Annotated in this window: 19 protein-coding genes; 10 read left to right on the top strand and 9 right to left on the bottom strand. The window is 38.7% G+C overall.

Features of this window, described 5'->3' with window-relative positions; all coding sequences use genetic code 11:
* Positions 1-98 precede the first annotated feature (98 nt).
* Positions 99-1,127: an AraC family transcriptional regulator gene (locus RFW85_RS19910; protein WP_170248097.1), complete on the top strand. Its 1,029-nt coding sequence runs from the start codon at positions 99-101 to the stop codon at positions 1,125-1,127.
* Between the two features lie 7 nt (positions 1,128-1,134).
* Here the strand turns inward: RFW85_RS19910 and prmC are convergent, their stop codons facing one another.
* The 3 genes from prmC to RFW85_RS19895 form a co-directional block, all read right to left on the bottom strand.
* On the bottom strand, positions 1,135-1,956 hold the full coding sequence (gene prmC / locus RFW85_RS19905) for a peptide chain release factor N(5)-glutamine methyltransferase (RefSeq protein WP_170248096.1): 822 nt from the start codon (positions 1,954-1,956) through the stop codon (positions 1,135-1,137).
* Positions 1,956-3,044 carry a peptide chain release factor 1 gene (gene prfA, locus RFW85_RS19900; RefSeq protein ID WP_170248095.1) on the bottom strand — a complete coding sequence of 363 codons (1,089 nt, stop codon included), beginning with the start codon at positions 3,042-3,044 and terminating at the stop codon, positions 1,956-1,958. The genes prmC and prfA overlap by 1 nt, the downstream gene beginning before the upstream one ends.
* Before the next feature lie 291 nt (positions 3,045-3,335).
* The gene (locus tag RFW85_RS19895; protein WP_216076507.1) at positions 3,336-4,175 is read right to left on the bottom strand and encodes a type 1 glutamine amidotransferase domain-containing protein; all 840 of its coding nucleotides are present in this window, start codon (positions 4,173-4,175) and stop codon (positions 3,336-3,338) included.
* Between the two features lie 119 nt (positions 4,176-4,294).
* Here RFW85_RS19895 and RFW85_RS19890 point away from each other — a divergent pair, with 119 nt between their 5' ends.
* The 5 genes from RFW85_RS19890 to RFW85_RS19870 all read left to right on the top strand — a co-directional run bounded on the left by RFW85_RS19890 (position 4,295) and on the right by RFW85_RS19870 (position 8,406).
* Complete coding sequence (locus tag RFW85_RS19890) at positions 4,295-5,200, top strand: LysR family transcriptional regulator (RefSeq protein WP_170248094.1); 906 nt, start codon at positions 4,295-4,297, stop codon at positions 5,198-5,200.
* A gap of 194 nt (positions 5,201-5,394) precedes the next feature.
* Positions 5,395-5,814: a glycine zipper domain-containing protein gene (locus RFW85_RS19885; protein ID WP_017398518.1), complete on the top strand. Its 420-nt coding sequence runs from the start codon at positions 5,395-5,397 to the stop codon at positions 5,812-5,814.
* A gap of 235 nt (positions 5,815-6,049) precedes the next feature.
* A complete protein-coding gene (locus RFW85_RS19880; protein ID WP_170248093.1) occupies positions 6,050-6,556 on the top strand; it encodes a hypothetical protein in 507 nt (168 codons plus the stop codon).
* 133 nt (positions 6,557-6,689) lie between these two features.
* Complete coding sequence (locus tag RFW85_RS19875; protein ID WP_170248092.1) at positions 6,690-7,694, top strand: LLM class flavin-dependent oxidoreductase; 1,005 nt, start codon at positions 6,690-6,692, stop codon at positions 7,692-7,694.
* 148 nt (positions 7,695-7,842) lie between these two features.
* A complete protein-coding gene (locus RFW85_RS19870; RefSeq protein WP_309171807.1) occupies positions 7,843-8,406 on the top strand; it encodes a flavoprotein in 564 nt (187 codons plus the stop codon).
* A gap of 38 nt (positions 8,407-8,444) precedes the next feature.
* On the opposite strand, the gene pgaD is transcribed toward RFW85_RS19870, so the two are convergent.
* The 6 genes from pgaD to RFW85_RS19840 all read right to left on the bottom strand — a co-directional run bounded on the left by pgaD (position 8,445) and on the right by RFW85_RS19840 (position 16,616).
* On the bottom strand, positions 8,445-8,903 hold the full coding sequence (gene pgaD / locus RFW85_RS19865) for a poly-beta-1,6-N-acetyl-D-glucosamine biosynthesis protein PgaD (RefSeq protein WP_170248090.1): 459 nt from the start codon (positions 8,901-8,903) through the stop codon (positions 8,445-8,447).
* Positions 8,900-10,147 (bottom strand): poly-beta-1,6-N-acetyl-D-glucosamine synthase, encoded by a 1,248-nt coding sequence (pgaC, locus tag RFW85_RS19860; protein ID WP_170248089.1) that lies wholly within the window; start codon positions 10,145-10,147, stop codon positions 8,900-8,902. Before pgaC ends, pgaD begins: the two co-directional genes overlap by 4 nt.
* Positions 10,147-11,973, bottom strand: coding sequence for a poly-beta-1,6-N-acetyl-D-glucosamine N-deacetylase PgaB (gene pgaB / locus RFW85_RS19855; RefSeq protein ID WP_170248088.1), 1,827 nt, complete (start codon positions 11,971-11,973; stop codon positions 10,147-10,149). The genes pgaC and pgaB overlap by 1 nt, the downstream gene beginning before the upstream one ends.
* Positions 11,973-14,411: a poly-beta-1,6 N-acetyl-D-glucosamine export porin PgaA gene (pgaA, locus tag RFW85_RS19850; RefSeq protein WP_170248087.1), complete on the bottom strand. Its 2,439-nt coding sequence runs from the start codon at positions 14,409-14,411 to the stop codon at positions 11,973-11,975. Before pgaA ends, pgaB begins: the two co-directional genes overlap by 1 nt.
* Positions 14,412-14,771: 360 nt before the next feature.
* Complete coding sequence (locus RFW85_RS19845; RefSeq protein ID WP_170249801.1) at positions 14,772-15,641, bottom strand: IS982 family transposase; 870 nt, start codon at positions 15,639-15,641, stop codon at positions 14,772-14,774.
* Positions 15,642-15,779: 138 nt separating this feature from the next.
* On the bottom strand, positions 15,780-16,616 hold the full coding sequence (locus RFW85_RS19840) for a pyruvate, water dikinase regulatory protein (RefSeq protein WP_002119749.1): 837 nt from the start codon (positions 16,614-16,616) through the stop codon (positions 15,780-15,782).
* Positions 16,617-16,763: 147 nt separating this feature from the next.
* On the opposite strand from RFW85_RS19840, the gene ppsA reads away from it, so the two are divergent.
* The 4 genes from ppsA to cyoB all read left to right on the top strand — a co-directional run bounded on the left by ppsA (position 16,764) and on the right by cyoB (position 23,335).
* Entirely contained in the window at positions 16,764-19,151 is a 2,388-nt protein-coding gene (gene ppsA, locus RFW85_RS19835; protein ID WP_005803576.1) for a phosphoenolpyruvate synthase, read from the top strand.
* A gap of 64 nt (positions 19,152-19,215) precedes the next feature.
* Entirely contained in the window at positions 19,216-19,971 is a 756-nt protein-coding gene (locus RFW85_RS19830; RefSeq protein ID WP_170249582.1) for an RDD family protein, read from the top strand.
* A 316-nt stretch (positions 19,972-20,287) separates the two neighbouring features.
* Positions 20,288-21,340 (top strand): ubiquinol oxidase subunit II, encoded by a 1,053-nt coding sequence (cyoA, locus tag RFW85_RS19825; RefSeq protein WP_002119579.1) that lies wholly within the window; start codon positions 20,288-20,290, stop codon positions 21,338-21,340.
* 3 nt (positions 21,341-21,343) lie between these two features.
* A complete protein-coding gene (cyoB, locus tag RFW85_RS19820; RefSeq protein WP_005068497.1) occupies positions 21,344-23,335 on the top strand; it encodes a cytochrome o ubiquinol oxidase subunit I in 1,992 nt (663 codons plus the stop codon).

The following is a 23,335-nucleotide window of genomic DNA, read 5'->3' as shown; positions in this document are numbered from 1 at the left end:
TTCAAAAAGCCTCAAAATGTTTGCAGCTTTTGATCAATCCAAATTTTAAATATGTAGTATTTCACTTGAAATATATGAAGAAAATATGAGTCTTTGACATGGTTGTCCAATCTTCTTTAAGTAAAGGCACAATTTCGATTGCACTAGTACATGAAGCACTGAGTGCGGCTTATGCCAAAGGTCTAAATACACAAATAATTCTAAATAAAGCAGGCATCCCCGCTGAATTACTGATGTCTCCAAAGGCACGTGTGCCTGTTACAACATATGCCCAATTGTGGATAGAGCTTGCAAATGCCATGAACGATGAGTTTTTTGGGATGGATAGCCACCCTATGCGTCGTGGAAGCTATAAATTACTGACTAAACTCGTCAGTACGGCTGAAACTTTAGAAAAAGCACTTTACGATATTTTGAAGTTTTTTAACTTTGTTTTAGATGATATGCACGGAGAACTCATTCGAGAACAAGAAAAAGCTTATTTAGTGATTCATGATCGTGAACAACCTAAACGTATGTTTACCTATGCAACCTTTTTAATATTAGTACACGGACTGATGTGCTGGTTGGTAGACCAGCGAATTGGTTTAAATACTATTATGGTACGTTGTCCTAAACCTCAGGATATTCAGGATTATCTTGTACGTTTTGGTGAAGACATTCAATTTAATGCTGAGGCAAATCGAGTTGAGTTCGATGCCCACTATTTAGATATTAAAATTAAAAAAGATAAAAAAGCGCTTTATGATTTTTTAGAGCAAACTCCGCAAAATCTTTTAGTTCGCTTTAAAAATGAAAATGCCTTGAGTGTACTTATTCGTCGCCATTTATTGAAACTCCACCCTGCACAATGGCCTGAACTCAAAGATGTAGCTCACCAACTCAATATTTCAGAAGCCACCGTTCAACGTAGACTGAAACATGAAGGTGTAAGCTATCAACAAATTAAAAATGAAATCCGCTGTGATATTGCTGTTGAACGCTTAAGTAAAACGAATGACTCAATTCAAGATATTAGTGAAGATTTAAGCTTCCATGACCCAAGTGCATTTCACCGTGCTTTTAAAAAATGGACAGGTGTCAGCCCAGGTGCATATCGAGAAGCTACCTTGAATTCTACAGTTTAAGTTATTCTTATTTTGTTAGTAATGATGCTAATGTGACTCGATCATTTTGGCCATAGTCTTGAATAGTTTTAATTTCACTAAAACCATGCTCAGCAAATATTTTTCGAACAGCTTGCCCCTGATCATAGCCATGCTCTAGTGCAATCCAGCCTTGTAGTTCTAACCAGTTTTTCCCTTGAGCAATAATAATTTCAATATCAGCTAGTCCCTGATGATCTGCAACCAATGCACGGCGCGGTTCTGTTGCTAAAGCTTGCATGTGCTCATCTTCAGGGTCGATATACGGCGGATTAGAAACAATTAAATCAAATTGTTGTGGTTCGAGTGCTTCAAACCAAGCACCGCAGGCAAATTTCACTTGTTGTAATCCATGCGTTTGCGCATTTTCTTTTGCAACTTCTAAAGTAGGTGCATAAATATCAGTTGCTGTTACTTGCCAATCTGGGCGTTCACTCGCTAATGCAAGTGCAATCGCACCTGTGCCCGTTCCCAAATCAACAATATTCGCATTCTTTGGCAAATTTAAATTTAAAACGGTTTCAACCAAAACTTCAGTATCTGGTCGTGGCACTAAAGTATCGGAAGTCACTTTTAAATCGAGCGTCCAAAATGGCTGTGAACCTGTTACATAAGCTAAAGGTTCACCATTTTGAATACGCTCAAGCCCAGCCAAGTAGTCTTGCTCTTGTTGAACTGTTAACTCTTGCTCAAGTTTAAACTTTAATTCAAGCGAATTGATTTTTAGAAAATGCTCAAGTAACCAAGCATTTTCCTGACGTTCATAACTGTCAGGCTCACCACGAATTGCAAGCGCTTGAGCAATGTTCATTAGCCGCCATTTTCCTGAGCAAGCATTGCAAGCTGATCTGCTTGATATTCACGATGTAAGCTATCAAGTAATTCAGTTAAATCACCTTCCATAATGGCATCTAACTTATATAAAGTTAGGTTAATACGATGGTCCGTCATACGTCCTTGCGGATAGTTATAAGTACGGATACGTTCAGAACGGTCACCAGAACCAACCAAATCACGGCGCATTTCAGAAGTTGCTGCATCGGCTGCTGCACGTTTAGCATTTTCAAGACGTGATACTAACAATGCCATCGCCTTAGCTTTATTTTTATGCTGTGAACGTTCTTCTTGACACTCAACCACTGTACCTGTTGGTATGTGAGTAATACGCACTGCCGAATCGGTTTTGTTAATGTGCTGACCACCCGCACCTGACGCACGGTAAGTATCAATACGCAAATCTGCCGGATTAATTTCAACGTTAGTATCAACGTCAATTTCAGGCAAGATTGCTACTGTACATGCTGACGTATGCACACGACCTTGTGATTCAGTTGCTGGAACACGTTGTACACGATGCGCGCCACTTTCAAACTTTAAGCGGCCATACACGCCATCACCATCTACACGGCAAATGACTTCTTTAAAACCGCCATGCTCGCCTTCATTTTCAGAAAGGACTTCAATACGCCAACCTTGCGATTCGGCATATTTACTATACATGCGGAACAAATCACCAGAGAAAATCGCAGCTTCATCACCGCCTGTCCCGGCACGAATTTCTAAATACGCAGCATTAGAGTCATTTGGATCTTTTGGAATCATCAAAATGTTGAGTTGGCTTTCTAATTCTTCAAGCAATGTTTTATTTGCTTGAATTTCTTCTTCTGCCATATCTTTAAAGTCTGGGTCCGACTTCATCATTTCAGCAGTTTCAATATCTTCTTCTGCTTGACGGTATTTGCCCCAAACTTCGGTAATTTCAGATAAATCACTATGTTCACGAGACAATTTACGGAAACGTTTGTTATCGGAGATCACTTCAGCATCTGCAAGCAATGCAGTAAGTTCTTCATGTCGATCACAGAGTTGATCAAGTCGTAAACGGAGTGACGCTTTCATAAGAGGAAATATCTCAAAAGTCCAAAAAGCTTATCGAACGCTATGTAAGTATAGAAGATAAGCAAAATCGTAAAAATAGCGCATAGTTTACAGATTATGCTGCTTAAATGACATATATAATCAGCCAATTCATCAACTTTCCCAATAACTAGAGGCGTATAAATATAATGATTTCGAATAAGATTTATTTACTTGCCTATAATTTGACTGTTCTGTAGGAAATAATAAGTCATCTTTTTTCTCTATATGACAATAGAGGCTTTGTTGATAAAACCTCTTTGCCCAACCTACTTATTTTAATTTTTCTAATAAGGTTTTACCCACCAAAACAGCCGACGCCGGATTTTGCCCTGTAATAAGTTCACGGTCCACTACTACGTTTGGAGTCCATGCAGTGGTATTACTTTGATACTTACCGCCAAGTGACTGTAAAGCCGTTTGTGGATAAAACTTCATTTCTCCACCTTTTAATAAAGCTTTAGCCTGCTCTTCTTCCTGATTGCTAATTACAGTCATCCGATAATTTTTATAAATCCATTCGCCAGTTTTCACTGTTTTACCTTGTTCTAGTTGACCAACTACTTCCGAGGCATTAGGTAAAGTAGACATCAACGCAATAGGGCCATGACAGACCAACGCAGTAGGTTTACCAGCTTTATGGAAAGCTGTAAGTACTTTTCCAAGTTGTTTATCTTTTAAGAGATCTTGCATAGGTGCATGTCCACCTGGAATATAAATAGCATCAAACTGACCCACGCCAATTTGCTCAATACGAGATAGGCTCACAACCGGAGAATCTTGAGCAGATGTTAATTTTAGATCATGCAATAAACCTAAATATTGCTTTAATGCTTTTTCATCTTGGTTAAAATACATCGCATTATTTGATGATTCATCTAATGTTGGAGCTTTACCTTTTGGAGTAGCAAAAGTTACTGTATGGCCTGCATCTAAAAGCATTTTTGTAGGCTGCATCAATTCATTTAAATAAAAGCCCGTTTTAAAAATTTGACCATTTTTTAGCTCTAGCTGTCCTTCATCAGACAATACAACCAATACATGAGCAGCATTTGCACTTAATGCTGCTGAAGCGGTAACTATTGCAAGCATTATTTTATTTAGAGATTTCATAATTCGACCTTCATTTCAACCATTTGCTGGATTTATAACTGGGATGGATATATTCTATTTTTGCCAATAAGGTAAAAAAACAACCATATACACAAAACTTTTTTGCGTTTGAGAACAAAATGTCTCGTCAATTTGACCATCTTGCAGATGTAGAAGTGTTTTTAATTGTGGCTGAGAAACTTTCTATTAGTGCGGCTGCAGTCTATTTATCCACGACTCCTTCAGTCATTAGTAGAACAATTACGCGACTGGAAAAAAAGTTAGGTATCCAGTTTTTTAGAAGAACAACTCGCCATTTGAGTCTCACTGAAGCAGGTCAGCTTTATTATGAGAAAATGCAGTACGCCTTTCAGTTAATTGACCATGCAGAGCGTGATATTCAGGGTGAACAACTGCAAATTTCTGGCAAAATTAAATTAAGTGTACCTACCACCTATGGGCATTATCGCCTCCCACCCTTATTACAGCAATTTCTTTTGCAATATCCCAGCATTCAAATTGAAGTTAGTATTTCTAATCGAAACGTTGATTTAATTGCTGAAGGATTTGATTTAGCTATTCGTCAAGGTCAGCTTCCTAATAGCACACTTATTGCCAGACCTCTGGAACTTGCACCTCTTCAACTTGTTGCCTCACCCGAATATTTAAAACGTATGGGTGTTCCTCAAACCTTGGAAGAATTAAATCATCACCAATGTATTGCTTTTGAATTACCGAGCAGTGGTAAGGTCATTCCATGGTTCTTTAAGAATGTAGATCAAGAAATTCAGTGGACACCAACAAATAGGATTTTGATAAAAGAAGATATTTTAGGAGTAGTATCACTTGCCGAAAGTGGATTAGGAATATGTCAAAGTTACAGCTTTATTGTTGATGAAAAAATTCAACAAGGAAAACTACATCCTTTACTTGAAGGTTATGCAGGTCATACACGCCCCTTTTCTTTACTTTACGCACAACATAAACATATGTCTTCTGCCACAAGAGCTTTTATAGATTTCTTATGCTCAACTGAGAATAGATGAACTTGGGGCCAGTTAAATTAGAATCACTTTTTTCTACATGGGCATTAAATATTCTATTTTAATAGAAAGCATACAAACCAGACACTAAACTCCAATAATCGAATCAAGGTTCTCCACATTTAAGGAGAAGTCTTTTGTTACATTTGCTCTAACAAAAGATATAGGGTCCTGCAACTGGGGACACGGAGTCAAAAATGAAATTAAATGCTTGGTTATGTAGCGCTGTTCTAGCAACTTCAATGGTTACTGTGGCACATGCTGACAATACAACACATGTAGCAGCTGCGTCTGCTTTGGGTAGTGTAGCTGGTACTGCAATTGGTAAAAGTATGGGCGGTACATCTGGCGCAACAATCGGTGCTGCTTTAGGCGGTGCTGGTGGTGCAGCTGTTGCGAGCGACCGTCGTAACCGTACTGAATCTGCGATTGGCGGTGCTTTAGGTGGTGGTGCCGGTTACACCGTTGGTAAAAGCATGGGTGGTACAAACGGTGGTTATGTCGGTGCTGCTTTAGGTGCTGCGGGTGGTTCTGCTTTAGGTAATAAAATTTCTAAAGACCGCTATACAACTAAATCTTCTAAACACTGGAAGAAAAAACACCGTCGTCATCACTAATCAAATTTGACGAACAGATATTTAAGCACCTTCGGGTGCTTTTTTATTGTGATGAAGCTATACGCTCATATTCCGTATGCTCATGGTTTATCCATAAATTAATATAAACACTACAAACAGACACAAAACTATCGTAACGCCTTTTGGGTTCTCCATAATTATTACGAAATTTTTTATTACATTTACCTCAAGATAAAAATACTGTCCTTTCAGTAAAAGGACATGGAGTTCCAAGATGAAAATGAATATTTGGTTAGCTAGTGCATTAATTGCAACATCTTCAATTGTTACAGTTGCACATGCAGACAATGGCACACGTGTTGCTGCAACCTCTGCTTTAGGTAGTGTAGTGGGTACTGCAATCGGTAAAAGTATTGGTGGTACATCTGGTGCAACAATCGGTGCTGCTTTAGGTGGTGCTGGTGGCGCAGCAGCAGCAAGTGATCGTCGTAATCGTACAGAAGCTGCAATTGGTGGTGCTTTAGGTGGTGGTGCTGGTTATACAGTCGGCAAAAATATGGGCGGTACCAACGGTGGATACATCGGTGCAGCAGTAGGTGCCGCTGGTGGTTCTGCATTAGGTCGTAAAGTTGCTGAAGATCGTAACTACGATGACCGTTATGACCGCGGACGTTACGATCGTGATGACCGTAAATATTACGATGGTGACCGTCGTTATTATAAAGGCGGTAGCCGTCGCCATGACAATGGCTTACACCGTGGTTGGTACAAAAACCGCTAATTCACAGAGTAATCAAAAGAGCACCTTCGGGTGCTTTTTTATTGATAGATAAAATTTAATATCGAAAAAAAACGATATACATCACACCCCATATATCGTATTATTTCGATATATCCTTATTCGAGAATATCGCATGCGATCACTTCAAGATACCAAGTTCTCTATCTTAGAACTTGCTCCTATTCGTAATGATAAAACCATCGAATTCTCATTACGTCACGCATTAGAATTGGCACAACATGCAGAAAAACTAGGCTATGAACGTTTCTGGCTTGCTGAACATCACAACATGGATGGTATCGCAAGTTCAGCTACCGCTGTCTTACTTGGTTTTATTGCAGCACATACACAGCATATTCGCTTAGGTTCAGGCGGGATTATGCTTCCTAACCATGCCCCTTTAGTTGTCGCCGAACAATTTGGAACACTTGCTACTTTATATCCAAATCGTATTGAACTTGGTTTAGGTCGTGCTCCTGGTACAGATCAACTCACTATGCGAGCTTTACGTCGTGGCCATCAAGAAACCGAAGATCAATTTCCTAGAGATGTTGTCGAAATCTTAAAATATTTCGATGTACCTCAAGCTGGACAAAAAATTATTGCAACACCGGGACAAAGCACACATGTTCCTGTTTGGTTACTTGGATCTAGCCTATTTAGTGCACAACTCGCGGCAAAACTTGGACTTCCCTACTCGTTTGCCTCTCATTTCGCACCACGTATGCTAGGTCAAGCCATTCAACTTTATCGAGAGAACTTTGAACCTTCTGCTTATTTAGATAAACCTTACGTTTCTATGGGTGTACCTGTTGTTGTAGCAGAGACTGATGAAGAAGCACAGTTTTTAGCAACAAGTGCATACCAACGTGTATTAGGCTTAATTCGTGGCGAAAGCTTAAAACTTAAACCACCAGTTGAATCAATGCAGGGATTGTGGAATACAGCAGAACAACTTTCTGTCGAAAACTTCTATGCAATGGCACAAATTGGGTCTGTAGATACGGTTCGTGCTGGCTTACAAAAGTTATTAGCTACATACGATGTTGATGAATTTATTTTTACATGTGATGTATACGATACAGTTAAACGTTTAGAAAGCTTCACACAACTCATGAATGTAAAAACAGAACATTAAACTCTACTTCAAGTTCCCATACTTGAATTGATTTCGAGTATGGGATGACCATCTATCTGAAAAGACTTTACCCCAACTTCCTGCTTGGTTATTTATATTAAAACGATAAAAACATCATGATTTAAAAAACCAAAAGGACTTTTGGAAAATGAGTATTAATATTAAAAATAACACTTCAAAATCAGTGATTTTTCAGAATATCTCTCAAGATTTCGAAGATTTTACTGGTCAAGTGATTTCATCAACATCAATTAAAGAGTTTGACTTTTCACATTCATCTGTCGCGATTATTGGTACAAATCAAGATAGCGTGACTCATCTTGAAAAAGTCTGTCAGCAAGCAAAATTTGTGACTGTCTTCCAAATCACCCCTCATTTTATTTTGCCCCATAGTCAGGTGGGTACACATAAGTTAATTACCCACCCACTTATTATCAAAAACCGCAGGTTATTTAACAATCGTGTTAAAAGCATTCTGGCATTACGTTTTCTAGAAACTCAAGTAAACGAACCATGGCTTAAGCGTCTTTTGACTCCCAATACTGCAACCACGAAAAAAGTATTTTTTAAATCCGACAGTTATTATGCAGCACTTCAGAAAACCAACTGTAAATTACAAACTTGGCCAATTGTTAAAATTACCAATAGATCTATTCACAGCATGGATGGTATAGAACAACCCGTTGATATTATTATCAGAACAATCCCATAAAAGTAAAAAAAGCATGGGTTTAGGCCATGCTTTTTTATTTACTCATATTTTTGCAAATTACCATGATCATCGTAATGCAAAATGATTCGCTGTTTTTCTTGCAACTCAGTTAACATTTCGGGAGTAACCAAGAATTGGGCAGCTAATAATTCAACAGAACTATTAGGCGCTTTAGCTCGTCGATCCTCACCACTAAACCTAATCCAGTTATAACTTGCCCACAAAATTAAAATGAGCGCGCTAATTCCGATCAGTAGGGCTAAATGTAGTAAAGTCTTAACTTCTGATAGATGATCAACCCAGACATAATCATAAATTAAGTGCCCTTCAAAAACCCATAAAAACAGTGAAACCAATGGAAAAAGCAACCACATCAAACAAATCCACCCAATAGTTTGCAATGTATAGTTTGCTGTTTTATTTTTCACATATTCAGGTTGATCAATATATTCGGGGATATCTAAAGTCTCTATATCCTTGTTTTCCTCAGGTTTCATGGGTTATCTCCACGGAAGCCGCGGTCTGGGCTCACCCAACGGGCACGTTTTTTAGTGTTAAATAAAGTCTTTGGTACCGCCACAACACTTGTAAATAAAGTAAGCAGCCAGAAAAATAATGGGTACCAGATTACCCAAAAATAGTTTCTAAAGAAGCGGCTGCGGTCATAGCGCTGATCAATCCACAAGCTAACCAAAAACTGAATCAGACATGTTCCACCTAGTATCACACCGTACCACTGTGGCATAAGCGTTTTAATCTGCCATTGCTGAGGTAGTTCAACAAATAATCCAACAAAAAATAGCGTGAAGATCATAATCATCACATAAGACCAGATAATACTGACTAGCGCCTCAATCATGACTGGCCACATTCTACGAACACGCAATTTAAACATCTGTGGAATATATTCTATAAGAACCTCCACCCCTCCTTGCGCCCAACGAAGACGCTGTTTCCACAGCCCCTTGAATGTCTCTGGCATATAGATATAACAAAGCGCTTGTGGAATATACTGAATATCCCAATGGTCGAGTTGTAACTTCCATGAAATATCAATATCTTCGGTAATTTTATCGTCAGACCAAAAACCGACTCGAACGAGTGCAGTTTTACGGAATGCAGCAATCACACCAGACACAGTAAAAATACGACCATATGTACGTTGTGCACGTTTAATTAAACCAATAATCGAAGAAAACTCACCAACCTGTAATTTTCCTAAAATACTAGATCGATTTAAAATTCGTGGATTACCCGTTACAGCACCAATTCGCGGGAAGTTAATAAATGGCTGCATTAACCAAAGTACCGCATGCGGATGTAACAACGCATCTCCATCAATACACACAAGATATTCGTATTTACTAACCAGTACTCCCGATCTTAAAGCTACGGCCTTACCCTGATTTTCTGCTAAGTGTACAACCCGAAGTCGTGAATCTTGCGCTGACAATTCATCGAGAATTTCGGCGGTCCTGTCACTACTTCCATCATTGACGGCGATCACTTCAAAATTTGGATATTTGGTTTGTAGCGCATAACGAATTGTTTGCCGCACTTGGGCTTCTTCGTTAAAACACGGAATAATAATACTGCATCCTTCACTAGTCGGTTCGGGAAGTGCTTGTTCACGGTATTCTCTTTTAAAGAAAAACCAAAGTCCCCCTACCATCCATGTCCAAGCCATCAGTAAGGGATATAAAAAAGCAAAAGCAAATAGAATATCGAGTAATACCCTCATTACTTTTTCCCCTCTACCAATCCAGCAAAAGGCTGATACATCACAGGGCTAGCATTCAGACTAATCGGATTATATAAATATTGATGAACATCTTTTGATTTTTCAAAGTCATAGCCATCAATACCGAATTTCTGGATTCCTATTCGCTGAATAGAAAAGAGCCCTTGCTGAACCTCTTCCCAAGCATTTTTTTGCGAGTTTTCTGGTAATACTAAAGTCAGCATTATTCTTTGCTTATCATTTTCATTAAGTGTATTTAAGAGCGTTAACAACTGATTAAATTGTTTTTTCTTACCAATCACATCAAACTTCAAATTGACTAAATCATGTTTTAACAAAAGTGCTTTTATAAGCTCAGGTAGATTTTCGATATGGTCTAAATCAGGTGTAAGTAATAAACTAAACTGTGCCTGATTACTCATATTTAAATAAGGTTTGACCGCTTTTTTAGTCAATTGACTCAGTTGTTCGAGTTGTTTTGATTGTTCAATGCAACTGCTTTCTTGCACTGTTACTTTTTGCATTGCGCAATTTAAAGATGATCCTGCATTAAGCTGAATACCACTTAAATTACTGTTAAAGCGTGCAATATCTTTAGCCAAATCTGAAGCTAAAAATGGTTTATCCTTTTGCGGATAAGCAGGCAATTCTAATATTACAGATTGGCCTGCACGGGTTTGAGCCTGCCATAAGCTACGATTTAAAATATCTTGTTGAACAGACATTTTATTTGTAGGGAAATAGGCAACATCATATTGCCCATCTTCATCTTTATCTTCCAAAGGCTTTAAGATTAAAGCGTTGTTTTTCAAGCTATACAGTTTTGATAGCAACTGCCCTAATTTTTCATCAGTCTGAGAGTTTTGTTGCGCTGCTAAGTGCTTTAAATCCATACTCACAAAATGACGTGGCTGCTTAAATAAATCTGCCTCTTCGAAGTTCAGGATATTTAACATACCCTCTGTCAGTTGTTCAGCTGTTGGGTTATCAATGACTAAGCTACGTTTAAAAGTTGAGTCACTTACGCGATTCATTCCATCACGTCCCAAACTGAATGAAAACTGGAAACCCGCCTGTTGTGCTAACTTTTCTAATTGCTCATTCACGGCACCATATGGCCAAATAATTGCTTTAGGATTAACCCCTACTTCTTTTTTCAAAACCGCATAAGATTTCTTTAAATCCTGCAAAATGCGTTGTTGATATTCTGCATCGGTTTCATAACGTGATTGCGATTTTAAATATGCATAAGAAGTCGCAGCCGGTTGCTCATTACCTTGAGGATTGGCCAACACACCATGATGTAAATCATCGCTATGGCTTGCAAACTCGGCTAAGCCAGATGCTTGCATTTCACGAACTTGAGCCCAATTCACCAAGTTACCTTGACCATAGGCTTCATAACCCGCTTTTGTATTACCATTTAACCAACTGGTTGGAAGTGCAAAAACTGCTGGAATCTGATATTGCTTAAGTAAAGGAAATACTCGGCTATAACTACTCAAAGCACCATCATCAAAGGTGAGTAGAATAGAGTTATGAGGTAATTCCTTACCTTGCTTACGCGCCTCTTCAATGTCTTTTAGACGAATCGATTTCCAGTCCGACTGACTAAGCCAATCGAGAAACTGCGCCAGATTATTGGTCTGAATCGCATAAATATCACGATCACCTTCCTTTAGCACATCATCTCGTACATCATGAAAAGTTAAAGAAACCGTATGATTTTTTGGTAATTCAGTATCAATGCGGGCATAGGAAAATTGTACGGGTAATAATGTTGAAGCAAACACACAGCTCAACATTTTTGACTTCATATTATTCATTAAAAACGCCCTTCAAATCCAAAAATACCGTAGGTATGTTGTTCATCATGACCATCGTATGGATGGTATTGCCAACCAACTCCATAATTAAGTTGCCAAGTCCGTGAGAGCTGCCATTGATGTTGATATTGCAAAGAATATGTTGGTCGAGCTGAGTAATCTGCTTGTTTATAAAGCCCGACTCCAGCTTCAAAATGCTGTTTAAATGAGCGTTCGTATTCTCGCCAAGTGACCCAGTCATGGCTTAAATTCAACTCAGCACTGTAGTGATTGCTTGGGCTAAAGTAAGCGGTCTCATCTTGGCTATTGCTGCCATAAAATCCACGTACCGTTCCGTAGGTAATATGATGAGGCGCATCAAATAGTCGTTCACGCCAAAAGGTCGAAAATTCTTGTTGTTTATTACCGTCGCTTATATCGGTTAAGCCATAACTTGCCCCAATTTGGCGTGACTCATCTTTTTGCCATGTCAAAGCGGCGCGGTAAGCTTGTCCATCCTCACCAGCATCAATTGCTTGTAATGGAATATTAGCCTGACTGTCATATTGCAATTGATATTGCCAGTGGTCGTTTAGCCATTGTGACCAATCAAGACGAACGCCTGCTTGTCCACCATCTGTACTTTGCGACAAGATTGCCGACAATGCCTTACGGTTTGCTTGCCACTCAGCACCAACACCATAACGTTGATCATGCACATCACCAAAACGGTATTCTCCGTAGCGATCTTGATGCCAAGCAAATAGGCGATAATTATCTTTAATCCAAGGGCTATTAATACGTGTTTCCATTTCTCGGTCTTTCAAACCATTTTGCCCACTCACAGAATCACTGTTCTCTGCTTTACTTTGACCCCAAGTTGTTGAATGTGAGATGGTTGCTCTATCACGATCATCTAATTCTTTTCGACTTTTAACTACACCACTATCTTCAGGATAATATTGCAAAAGACTTTCTGTGCTTTTGCGCCACTCAGGAATATTCCCTAAAGCCTGGGCATTTTGCATTTGGTTAATACGCGTATCTTTAGCAACTGGCGTTAAGCCATTTAAACGATCAATTGTTTGCTTCGCCTGTAATGGCTTATCTCTCCAGCGCTCAACACGAGCAAGGTTATTAATTAAACCTTCATTAGCAGGTGCAAGATCTACTTGTTTCTGAAAATGCTTTTCTGATTTATCCAAATGATTTGCATAAGCTAAATGCATGCCTTGTAAAGCGATATAATCATCACGATCAGGATGACTTGATTTATCCACCCCTTTGGCTTGACTGTATTTATACGTAGGGATCAACCGATCAACATCATTCAAAAGTTGCTCAGCTTGTTTATATTTTTCTTGTTCAATATAAGAATAATAAAGCCCCGTATATACCGTCATATCTGAATAGTTTTTTTCGGTAAGTAAGGTTTTAAAAGCGAGTTCAGCCTGCTGCGGTTGTCTTTCTGCTAAATAACTATCCGCAATCGCATGACGTACATAAGCAGGTAGCTTTTCTAACGATACATTTAATTTAGTAAATTCATCTAATACCGTACGGCTACGCCCACGAAAGTCCAAAGCATATAAATAGTCATAATGAAATCTTAAATAATTGGAGTCTGACGGTTGAATCAAAGGCTGTATTTGCTCACCTTGTTTCAACACAGCATCAAGCTCAGCAAAGCCTTCACTATCCGACATCCCTTCTCGATTGAGATATTTATAGCGAGTAATTGCATTATTTACACGTTGAGAAAACTCACTGACTTTTAGCCAGTGCTGTAGCGCTTCTGTTTGTGCATTTTTATCGCTGGCAAGCAATAACTGCTGAGCTTTTTTATATGAACCTACAGCCGCTAAGTCATAACTATATTCTTGTAAAACCGCAAAAGAGTTTGGTTGCTGTTGATAAGCTTGCTCAATTACAGATAAAGCATCTACTGGTGAATTAATGAGTCGATATGCATAAGCAATTTGAACAAATTGCTCAGCTGTAAGATTTTTACTCTTAATACTTGTTAAATGTACCTTAGCATTTACAGGATCTTGGGCTTCAGCATATAAAACTGCTAATAAAATCTGCCCATCAGATGTCTTGTGAATATTAAATTTGTTCGACCACTCAATTGCATCTTTAAAGTGTTTAAAATCACGCAAATTACGTATTAATGGTAATTGGCCATATTCTGGAAAAGTCACATAATTAATATTTGCTAAATGCTGAGAAAAAGTCAGTAGATCTTTTTTTTCACTTGACATTACAACTAAATAATCAGCTAGCAATTTTTGGTCATGTGGGTATTTATTTAGCAATTGATCTAATTTCAATATTGCTTGTTGAGTTTGTCCAGTTTTGTAAGTCTGAATAGCTTGCTCTCGCAATTCATCCACTTGAGCGGCATATAAATTAAGTGGCAAGATATATACCAATGAAAAAACACATTTTTTTAGCATTTTGATAATCAGATAGTCCCATATCGAGGTGGGAAAGTATAATTAAAATAAAAAATCAATCACACAACACCAAAAAAGTGTGAACCATTTAACATTTTATAAATTATGGATTTTTTATGGATGATTTTCTAAAATATTTAGAAAAATTAAATAATTACTATTTTTTAGCACAATAAAAAATATACACTTCTTTTCAATAGTGTTATTTAAATTTACAAATGAGTTTCAAAATATCCACGGGTTTATAACCAATAAAAACCTTTTAATAACATTTTGTTTTATATTTAAAACTTTTATTTTTCACTAAGATATATGTATAAAAAAACCATTCAACTTATCTATAACTAACCCGAATCCCGCTTAAGCCGATATTTCCATAACCCGAATTATCGGCTTATTTTGGTGACATATTTGATAAGCACATAAAGATGCATAAATACCAGCTAAATAGCCTGCAACACTTCTCGCTCTAGTTGTCACTAAATTGTACGTCCCTTTCAGCAAACTGAATAAAGTTTCTATTTTCTTGCGTTGTTTCAGATGGTATTCATCTGCTTTTGACAACTGTATAGATTTCATATTCTTTCGGTGATAAGTAATTAAATCAATACTTTGTACTCTTAATGTGCTCTGCAATTCTTGACTAATATAGCCACGATCAGCATACAATTTGGCAGTCATTCCTTTGACTAACTGTTCAACCATTTTAATATCTGCTGTATGCCCATTAGATAAAGCTGTACTGAGCATTTCACCAGACTGATTCATAAGCACATGCAGCTTACAGCCAAAGAACCAACCCATAGAACTTTTACCACGGGTTGCAATTGCTGCTAGGGATTTATGCCGTTGTATTCGTTGGTTTTTACAGACAGCTAATGTCGTTGAATCGATCCATAAATAAGAACTTTGCTGATCTTTCATCAAAGCGAAATGCAAAGCATGTAAAGCCAGTTGATGGGCATTGATCAGATGAATCATGCGTTGATAACAAGGAAGCTGTTTAAATAAATGTTTTTTGTCCAGTTTTAATGATGTAAAGAATGCTTTGAAGTTGTTGAAATGAGAGCACTTGTACCAAACAGCAATAAATATAATTTCAGAAATACTGAGCTGAGCAGGTCGACATCTTAGGCATTGAAAGTTCTGTTTTAGAAATTTCCAATAGATTGATTCAAATTTTAGAAAAAAATCATCAATGACGCAAAATAATTGGGTACTATCGAACATAAGGACTAGAGCTGTGAGTTTGGTGTGGTAACTCAACTGATGGCTCTAGTCCTTATGTTTTTCAAGTCAATTTCTTATCCGCGATTCGGGTTAACTAATATACAAAAATTGAATGGTTTAAATAAGCATTTGATTAAATTAACCAATACGACGTTTTAATCCCGTCATTTGTAAAATACGTGTTGAAATCTCTTCAATCGACATTTCGGTCACGTTTAAATATTTAATGCCTTCTGAAATATAAATCCCTTCAATTGCTCTTAGCTCCATTTGGCATTGGCTAAAACTTGCATAACGGCTATTCGCTTTACGTTCACTACGAATTGCGACCAAACGCTCAGCATCAATCATCAAACCAAATAACTTGCTACGATGAGCTCTTAATACTGCTGGTAACCGGTTATCATCTAAATCTTCTTCAGTTAATGGATAGTTTGCAACACGAATACCGAATTGAAGAGATAAGTAAATAGAAGTCGGTGTTTTACCCGAACGGGAAACTCCAATTAATATTAAATCGGCTTTGTCATAATGACGAGTACGTGCTCCATCATCATTATCAAGCGCAAAATGAACAGCATCAATACGGGCTTTATAATATTCAGAATCGGTTACCGCGTGGGTCTGCCCGACCAATGTTGTTGGTGGTGTCCCAAGCTCTTGCTCAAGTTTACTAATTAAGCCTTCAAAGACATCAAGATTAACTGCTTTAGCCGTATTAATAATCTCCCGCACATGCGGATCGACTAAAGTATCAAATACTAAAGGTAGGCAACCGTCTTTGGTTTGGCATCGATTAATCTCAACCACCACATCCATTGCCGCCTCTTCAGTTGTAATATACGGCATGATGTGAATATCAAAATCTACATTGGGAAATTGTGCTAATAACGAATGTCCAAGAGTCTCGGCAGTAATTGCAGTTCCATCAGAAATAAAAAAAACACTCCGCTTAAATTGTTTACTTTCTGACATTAAAATTCTCCTTAAACATTTGTCTTAGTGCTATATAATCTTTATAGTAAACTGATCTTACATGACTGTCGCTTAGTATAATTCTCAACTAAGCACTTTATTTTTATAATTTCATGCCAAGATAGACATTAATACTGCAAAAGTGGAGTGAAAACTTTGGAAGCGCGCGTAATCGGTCTAGAAAAATTAGGGAAACACGATGTCGAACTCGTAGGTGGGAAAAACTCATCTTTGGGTGAAATGATCAGCCATTTATCAAATGCTGGTGTATCGGTACCTGGTGGCTTTGCAACTACTGCTGCTGCCTATCGTGAGTTCTTAGACCAAAGTGGTCTTAACGCTCGAATTCAAGCAGAACTTGCTCAACTCAACGTCGATGATGTAAATGCTCTTGCAGAAACAGGTGCAAAAATTCGTCAATGGATTGTAGAGACTCCACTCACTGCAACCTTAGAACAAGAAATTCGCGCCGCTTTTACAGCACTTTCTAACGGCAACCCTGACATCGCGGTTGCCGTTCGTTCATCTGCAACTGCTGAAGATTTACCAGATGCTTCTTTCGCGGGTCAGCAAGAAACTTTCTTGAATATTCGCGGTATTGATAACGTACTTATTGCGATTAAAGAAGTGTTTGCTTCTTTATATAATGACCGTGCAATTTCTTACCGTGTGCACCAGGGTTTTGATCATGACATCGTTGCACTTTCTGCGGGTGTTCAGCGTATGGTTCGTTCTGAAACTGGCGCTGCGGGTGTAATGTTTACACTTGATACAGAATCTGGTTTCCGTGATGTTGTATTTATCACAGCATCTTACGGTTTAGGTGAGATGGTTGTACAAGGTGCCGTTAACCCAGATGAGTTTTACCTATCTAAACCATTATTAAATGCAGGAAGACATTCTGTTTTACGTCGTAACCTTGGTTCTAAACACCAAAAAATGATTTATGGTGAAGAAGGTTCTGCGGGTAAATCTGTTGTTGTTGTTGATGTTGAAAAACAAGATCGTCAACAATTCGCTTTAAATGATCACGAGTTACAAGAGTTAGCTAAACAAGCACTTATCATTGAGCAGCATTACGGTGCGCCAATGGATATCGAATGGGCAAAAGACGGTGATGATGGTCAAATTTATATTGTTCAAGCTCGTCCTGAAACTGTAAAAAGCCGCCAAAATGTAGGTACTATGGAACGCTACCTTCTTAAACAAAGAGGTACTGTTCTTTGTGAAGGTCGTTCAATTGGTCAACGTATTGGTTCTGGTAAAGTCCGTATTGTTAACTCAATTAAAGAAATGGACAAAGTACAAGAAGGTGACGTTCTTGTATCTGATATGACCGATCCTGATTGGGAACCGGTAATGAAACGTGCTGCTGCAATTATCACTAACCGTGGTGGTCGTACATGTCACGCAGCAATTATTGCACGTGAACTTGGCGTACCAGCGATTGTAGGTTGTGGTAACGCAACAGAAGTATTAACTGATGGTCAAGAAGTAACTGTTTCTTGTGCCGAAGGTGATACAGGTTTCATTTACGAAGGTGCATTAGATTTCGAAGTTCAACGCAACTCTATTGAATCTATGCCTAAGCTTTCGTTCAAAATTATGATGAACGTAGGTAACCCTGACCGTGCATTTGACTTTGCCCAAATTCCAAACGAAGGTATTGGCCTTGCTCGTCTTGAGTTCATCATTAACCGTATGATCGGTGTGCATCCTAAAGCTCTACTCAACATTGACAGCCTACCTCGCGAAACTCGTGCTGCTGTTTTAACTCGTACAGCGGGTTATGCTTCACCTGTAGATTTCTATGTTGAAAAATTGGTTGAAGGTATTGCGACTCTTGCTGCTGCATTTGGTGACAAGCCAGTTATCGTTCGTATGTCTGACTTCAAGTCAAATGAATATGCAAACTTAATTGGTGGTAAGTTATACGAGCCTGAAGAAGAAAACCCGATGCTTGGTTTCCGTGGTGCAAGCCGTTATGTATCTGATAACTTCCGTGATTGTTTCGAACTAGAATGCCGCGCACTTAAGAAAGTTCGTGATGAAATGGGTCTCACCAATATTCAAATCATGATTCCTTTTGTACGTACCGTATCTGAAGCGAAACGCGTTATTGAATTACTTGCACAAAATGGCTTGAAACGTGGTGAGAACGGCTTAAAAGTAATCATGATGTGTGAATTACCAACTAACGCCCTGTTAGCTGAACAATTCTTAGAACACTTCGATGGTTTCTCTATTGGTTCTAATGACTTAACTCAGTTAACGTTAGGCCTTGACCGTGACTCAGGTATTGTTTCACACTTATTTGATGAACGTGATGCAGCTGTTAAAGCACTTCTTTCAATGGCAATCCATGCCTGCCGTAAAGCAGGTAAATATGTAGGTATCTGTGGTCAAGGTCCTTCAGACCATCCAGATCTTGCAAAATGGTTAATGGAACAAGGTATTGAATCTGTTTCTCTTAACCCAGACTCAGTTTTAGATACATGGTTCTTCCTTGCTGAAGAAAAAATCAAGCAAATCTAATATGTTATAAAAAAAGGCCCATCCGTGGGTCTTTTTTCATCTTTAGAATAGAGAATTTTTATTTATGCAAATTTACTTGGCACGTAATAATCAACAAGCTGGGCCTTATACTTTAGAACAAGTAAATCAAATGTTGGCTAGCCAACAAATTTTGTTAACTGATTTAGCTTGGCATGAAGGCATGACAGAATGGAAAGCTTTAGGAGAATTAACCCAAGGTAAACTTGTATATCAACCTATCGGTTATTCTGTACCTACAATAAATACGAATACATCAACTAATGAAACTATTCGTCAAATTCGTGTAGAACCTAAAGTTCATGAACTTGCGTCTATTCCAGCTCGGGCTTTAGCAAAAATTATTGATTTATTGCTTTGGTTACCAATCGCTGCAATTCCTTCTTTTTTCTTTAATGAAGCTCAATATAAGCAATTATTCGAGCTGCAAAAACAGATGCAATCTGCCGAAGTCGCATCGACTAAAGCTGCAGAATTGCAACAGCAACTTTTTACTTTAATTCCAATAGAAGCTTGGCATTCAATGCTTCTTTACATCGTAATTATGCTTGCAATTCAAGCCGTTCTTTTAACAAAGTTTGGTCAAAGTATAGGTAAGAAAATCGTCGGAATTAAAATTGTAGATGCTGAGGACAATAGCAAGGTTAATTTAACTCGCATCTTCTTATTAAGAAGTATTGTTTTTATCATATTAAACTTACTGTTTATGCCGATCAGTACAATTATTGACTACGCTTTTGCATTAGGACAAAAGCGACAAGCTTTACATGACAAAATTGCAAGAACAAAAGTGATCAAATGATAGTGAATGACTCATTCATTTAATGTCTAAAAAAAGAGGAGGCGCCCTGCCTCCTTTTTTCTATAGTGAGTTGATATTTAAATAAAAGCTCTATTGAAATTAGATACCCTACAAAAAAAATCGGGTTTTAAAACAATTATTTCAGCCTACTTTATGTATAGCTTAGTTTGTCGATATGAGGCATAATGCCCTACAACGTAGCGGTGTCATATAATTGAGAAGTCTAAATTTAAGGATTAGCGTTCTCAATCATGCGACACTTTAATCGCTATCCCATATTTAATTAGGGAATGGGACTCTTCACCGAGGTTGTAAAATGAGACAAACGATTTTAGCTGTATTGTCTTTATCAACGCTTGCCGCACTTTTGACTGGGTGTGGTGGTGATATGGTACTTCTAAACTCTAAAGGTCCAGTTGGTCAAGGTCAAAGTGACCTTATGATGACTGCGATCTATTTAATGTTACTTGTGGTGATTCCTTCAATCATCATGGCATTATGGTTTGGTTGGAAATATCGCGCGTCAAATAAAGATGCAGACTATAAACCTACATGGGCACACTCAACTGCAATTGAAGTTGTAGTATGGGGTATCCCTGTCATTATTATTGGTATTTTAGCTTGGTTAACTTGGTGGGGTTCCCACAAGTATGACCCATACCGTCCTTTAGAATCAGATAAAGCACCTTTAACTATTCAAGTTATTGCTGAACAGTTTAAGTGGATCTTTATTTATCCTGAACAAAACATTGCAACAGTTAACGAAGTACGTTTCCCTGAAAAAACTCCGTTAAGCTTTAAAATCACTTCTAACTTTACAATGAACTCATTCTTCATTCCACAGTTAGGCGGCCAGATTTATGCAATGGCAGGTATGCAAACTCACCTTCATTTGTTAGCAAATGAAACTGGTGTATATCGTGGTTTCTCTTCTAACTACTCAGGTTACGGTTTCTCTCAAATGCGTTTCAAGGCGCATAGTGTTACAGAGCAACAATTCAACGAATGGGTAGCAGCGGTTAAAGCAGGTAATGGTTCAACCATTAACCCAGAAGCAGTTCAAAAAACTACGCTTGACCAAGCTGAATTGGCAACCTTACGTGATGGTAACCGTTCTAAGCATCAGATCGAGCATTTAGTAAATCGTGCTAAAGCTGCTGGTGATGAAAAAGCAGTTGCTGAAGCTGAAGCTATGAAACCGTTCCCGACTAAGCCACACCCTGTGACTTATTACTCTACTGTTGAGCCTAAATTGTTTGAAACAATTATCAACCACTATATGAGTAACTATCATGGTGTTGACCACTCTGCTGAACACGCAACAGCTGACACTCATGCTGCAGCTGAACACGCTGCTCAAGGGGAATAAGACATGGATATGATTTTTGGTAAACTGGGTTGGGACTCTATCCCGACAGAGCCAATCGTACTTGTCACCATGGTCCTTATGGCAATTGGTGCAATTGCAGTGCTTGGCGGTATCACCTATTTCAAAAAATGGGGATATTTGTGGAATGAGTGGTTTATTACGGTAGACCATAAAAAGATTGGTATCATGTATATCATCGTATCTGTTGTCATGCTTCTGCGTGGTTTCGCCGATGCGATCATGATGCGTTTACAACTTTTCCTCGCTAAAGGCGGCGGCGAAGGTTATCTACATCCTGACCACTACGACCAGATCTTCACCGCACACGGTGTAATCATGATCTTCTTCGTAGCAATGGGTCTCGTTGTAGGTATGATGAACATCTCTGTACCTTTACAGATTGGTGCTCGTGACGTTGCTTTCCCATTATTGAACTCTTTAAGCTTCTGGTTATTCGCTGGTGCTGCTGGTTTGATGATGCTTTCACTTGTATTAGGTGAGTTTGCTGCGACTGGTTGGATGGCTTACCCTCCTCTATCTGGCATTCAATATTCTCCTGGTGTAGGTGTCGACTACTATATCTGGGCACTTCAGGTTTCTGGTCTAGGTACGCTTTTATCTGGTGTTAACTTCTTCGTTACCATCATCAAAATGCGTGCGCCTGGCATGAAATTAATGGACATGCCTATTTTCACGTGGACTTCACTTTGTACGGCTGTATTAATCATTGCATCATTCCCTGTATTAACAGGTACACTTGCAATGCTTACTCTTGACCGTTACTTCGGCTTCCATTTCTTCACAAATGAGCTTGGCGGTAGCCCAATGCTTTATGTGAACTTGATCTGGACATGGGGTCACCCTGAAGTATATATCTTGGTATTACCAGCATTTGGTCTATACTCAGAAATCGTTGCAACCTTCTCTCGTAAAGCGTTGTTCGGTTACAAGTCTATGGTGTATGCAACTATCGCGATTACTGTTCTTGCGTTTGTTGTATGGCTTCACCACTTCTTCACCATGGGTGCTGGTGCGAACGTTAACGCGTTCTTCGGTATCATGACCATGGTTATTGCGATTCCTACTGGTGTGAAAATCTTCTCTTGGTTATTCACCATGTATAAAGGTCGCATCACCTTTACTACTCCAATGTTATGGACGCTTGGCTTCCTTGTAACATTCGGTATCGGTGGTTTAACTGGTGTACTTATGGCTGTTCCACCTGCGGACTTCTTGGTACACAACTCATTATTCTTGATCGCTCACTTCCATAACGTAATTATCGGTGGTGTGGTGTTTGGTATGTTTGCCGGCATCATTTACTACTGGCCAAAAATGTTTGGTTGGAAGCTCAACGAAGCATGGGGTAAAGCAGCGTTCTGGTTCTGGTTCTTCGGTTTCTATTTTGCATTCATGCCACTTTATATCCTTGGTTTCATGGGTATGACTCGTCGTTTGAATACATATGACAACCCTGAATGGGATCCGTACCTTGCAATTGCATTATTTGGTGCTGTTCTTGTTGCAATTGGTATTGCATGTTTCTTAATGCAAATCATCGTTGGCTTCTTACAACGTAAAGACAACATGGACCTTACTGGCGACCCATGGGATGCTCGTACGCTTGAATGGGCAACCTCTTCTCCTGCCCCATTCTATAACTTTGCGCATGAACCAGATGCAAGCGGTATCGACCGTTTCTGGACTGACAAAGAAAATGGTGTAGCATACGCACGTAACACTAAATATGAAGACATCCACATGCCGACCGATCGTGCTGCTGGTTTTGTCATTGCAATGTTCATTACTCTTCTTGGCTTTGCACTCATCTGGCATATTTGGTGGCTCGTTGTTGTTTCATTCGTTGCAGCTGTTGTTAGCTTGATCGTAAGCTCATTCACTAAGAATGTTGACTACTACGTTCCTGCTGCTGAAGTTGAGCGTATTGAAAACGAACGCTATGCTTTACTTGAAAAACACTTGAAGAAGGACTAA

The organism is Acinetobacter sp. 12966 (genome assembly GCF_031196995.1).
Taxonomy (GTDB): domain Bacteria; phylum Pseudomonadota; class Gammaproteobacteria; order Pseudomonadales; family Moraxellaceae; genus Acinetobacter; species Acinetobacter geminorum.
The sequence above is the reverse complement of the archived record's forward strand: the minus strand, read 5'-3'. Positions and strand labels throughout refer to the sequence as shown.

Excerpts from the sequence above, each read along its gene's own strand:
- RFW85_RS19910 (WP_170248097.1), top strand. The coding sequence starts at position 99 with ATGGTTGTCCAATCTTCTTTAAGTAAAGGCACAATTTCGATTGCACTA.
- prmC (WP_170248096.1), bottom strand. The coding sequence starts at position 1,956 with ATGAACATTGCTCAAGCGCTTGCAATTCGTGGTGAGCCTGACAGTTAT.
- prfA (WP_170248095.1), bottom strand. The coding sequence starts at position 3,044 with ATGAAAGCGTCACTCCGTTTACGACTTGATCAACTCTGTGATCGACAT.
- RFW85_RS19895 (WP_216076507.1), bottom strand. The coding sequence starts at position 4,175 with ATGAAATCTCTAAATAAAATAATGCTTGCAATAGTTACCGCTTCAGCA.
- RFW85_RS19890 (WP_170248094.1), top strand. The coding sequence starts at position 4,295 with ATGTCTCGTCAATTTGACCATCTTGCAGATGTAGAAGTGTTTTTAATT.
- RFW85_RS19885 (WP_017398518.1), top strand. The coding sequence starts at position 5,395 with ATGAAATTAAATGCTTGGTTATGTAGCGCTGTTCTAGCAACTTCAATG.
- RFW85_RS19880 (WP_170248093.1), top strand. The coding sequence starts at position 6,050 with ATGAAAATGAATATTTGGTTAGCTAGTGCATTAATTGCAACATCTTCA.
- RFW85_RS19875 (WP_170248092.1), top strand. The coding sequence starts at position 6,690 with ATGCGATCACTTCAAGATACCAAGTTCTCTATCTTAGAACTTGCTCCT.
- RFW85_RS19870 (WP_309171807.1), top strand. The coding sequence starts at position 7,843 with ATGAGTATTAATATTAAAAATAACACTTCAAAATCAGTGATTTTTCAG.
- pgaD (WP_170248090.1), bottom strand. The coding sequence starts at position 8,903 with ATGAAACCTGAGGAAAACAAGGATATAGAGACTTTAGATATCCCCGAA.
- pgaC (WP_170248089.1), bottom strand. The coding sequence starts at position 10,147 with ATGAGGGTATTACTCGATATTCTATTTGCTTTTGCTTTTTTATATCCC.
- pgaB (WP_170248088.1), bottom strand. The coding sequence starts at position 11,973 with ATGAATAATATGAAGTCAAAAATGTTGAGCTGTGTGTTTGCTTCAACA.
- pgaA (WP_170248087.1), bottom strand. The coding sequence starts at position 14,411 with ATGCTAAAAAAATGTGTTTTTTCATTGGTATATATCTTGCCACTTAAT.
- RFW85_RS19845 (WP_170249801.1), bottom strand. The coding sequence starts at position 15,641 with ATGTTCGATAGTACCCAATTATTTTGCGTCATTGATGATTTTTTTCTA.
- RFW85_RS19840 (WP_002119749.1), bottom strand. The coding sequence starts at position 16,616 with ATGTCAGAAAGTAAACAATTTAAGCGGAGTGTTTTTTTTATTTCTGAT.
- RFW85_RS19830 (WP_170249582.1), top strand. The coding sequence starts at position 19,216 with ATGCAAATTTACTTGGCACGTAATAATCAACAAGCTGGGCCTTATACT.
- cyoA (WP_002119579.1), top strand. The coding sequence starts at position 20,288 with ATGAGACAAACGATTTTAGCTGTATTGTCTTTATCAACGCTTGCCGCA.
- cyoB (WP_005068497.1), top strand. The coding sequence starts at position 21,344 with ATGGATATGATTTTTGGTAAACTGGGTTGGGACTCTATCCCGACAGAG.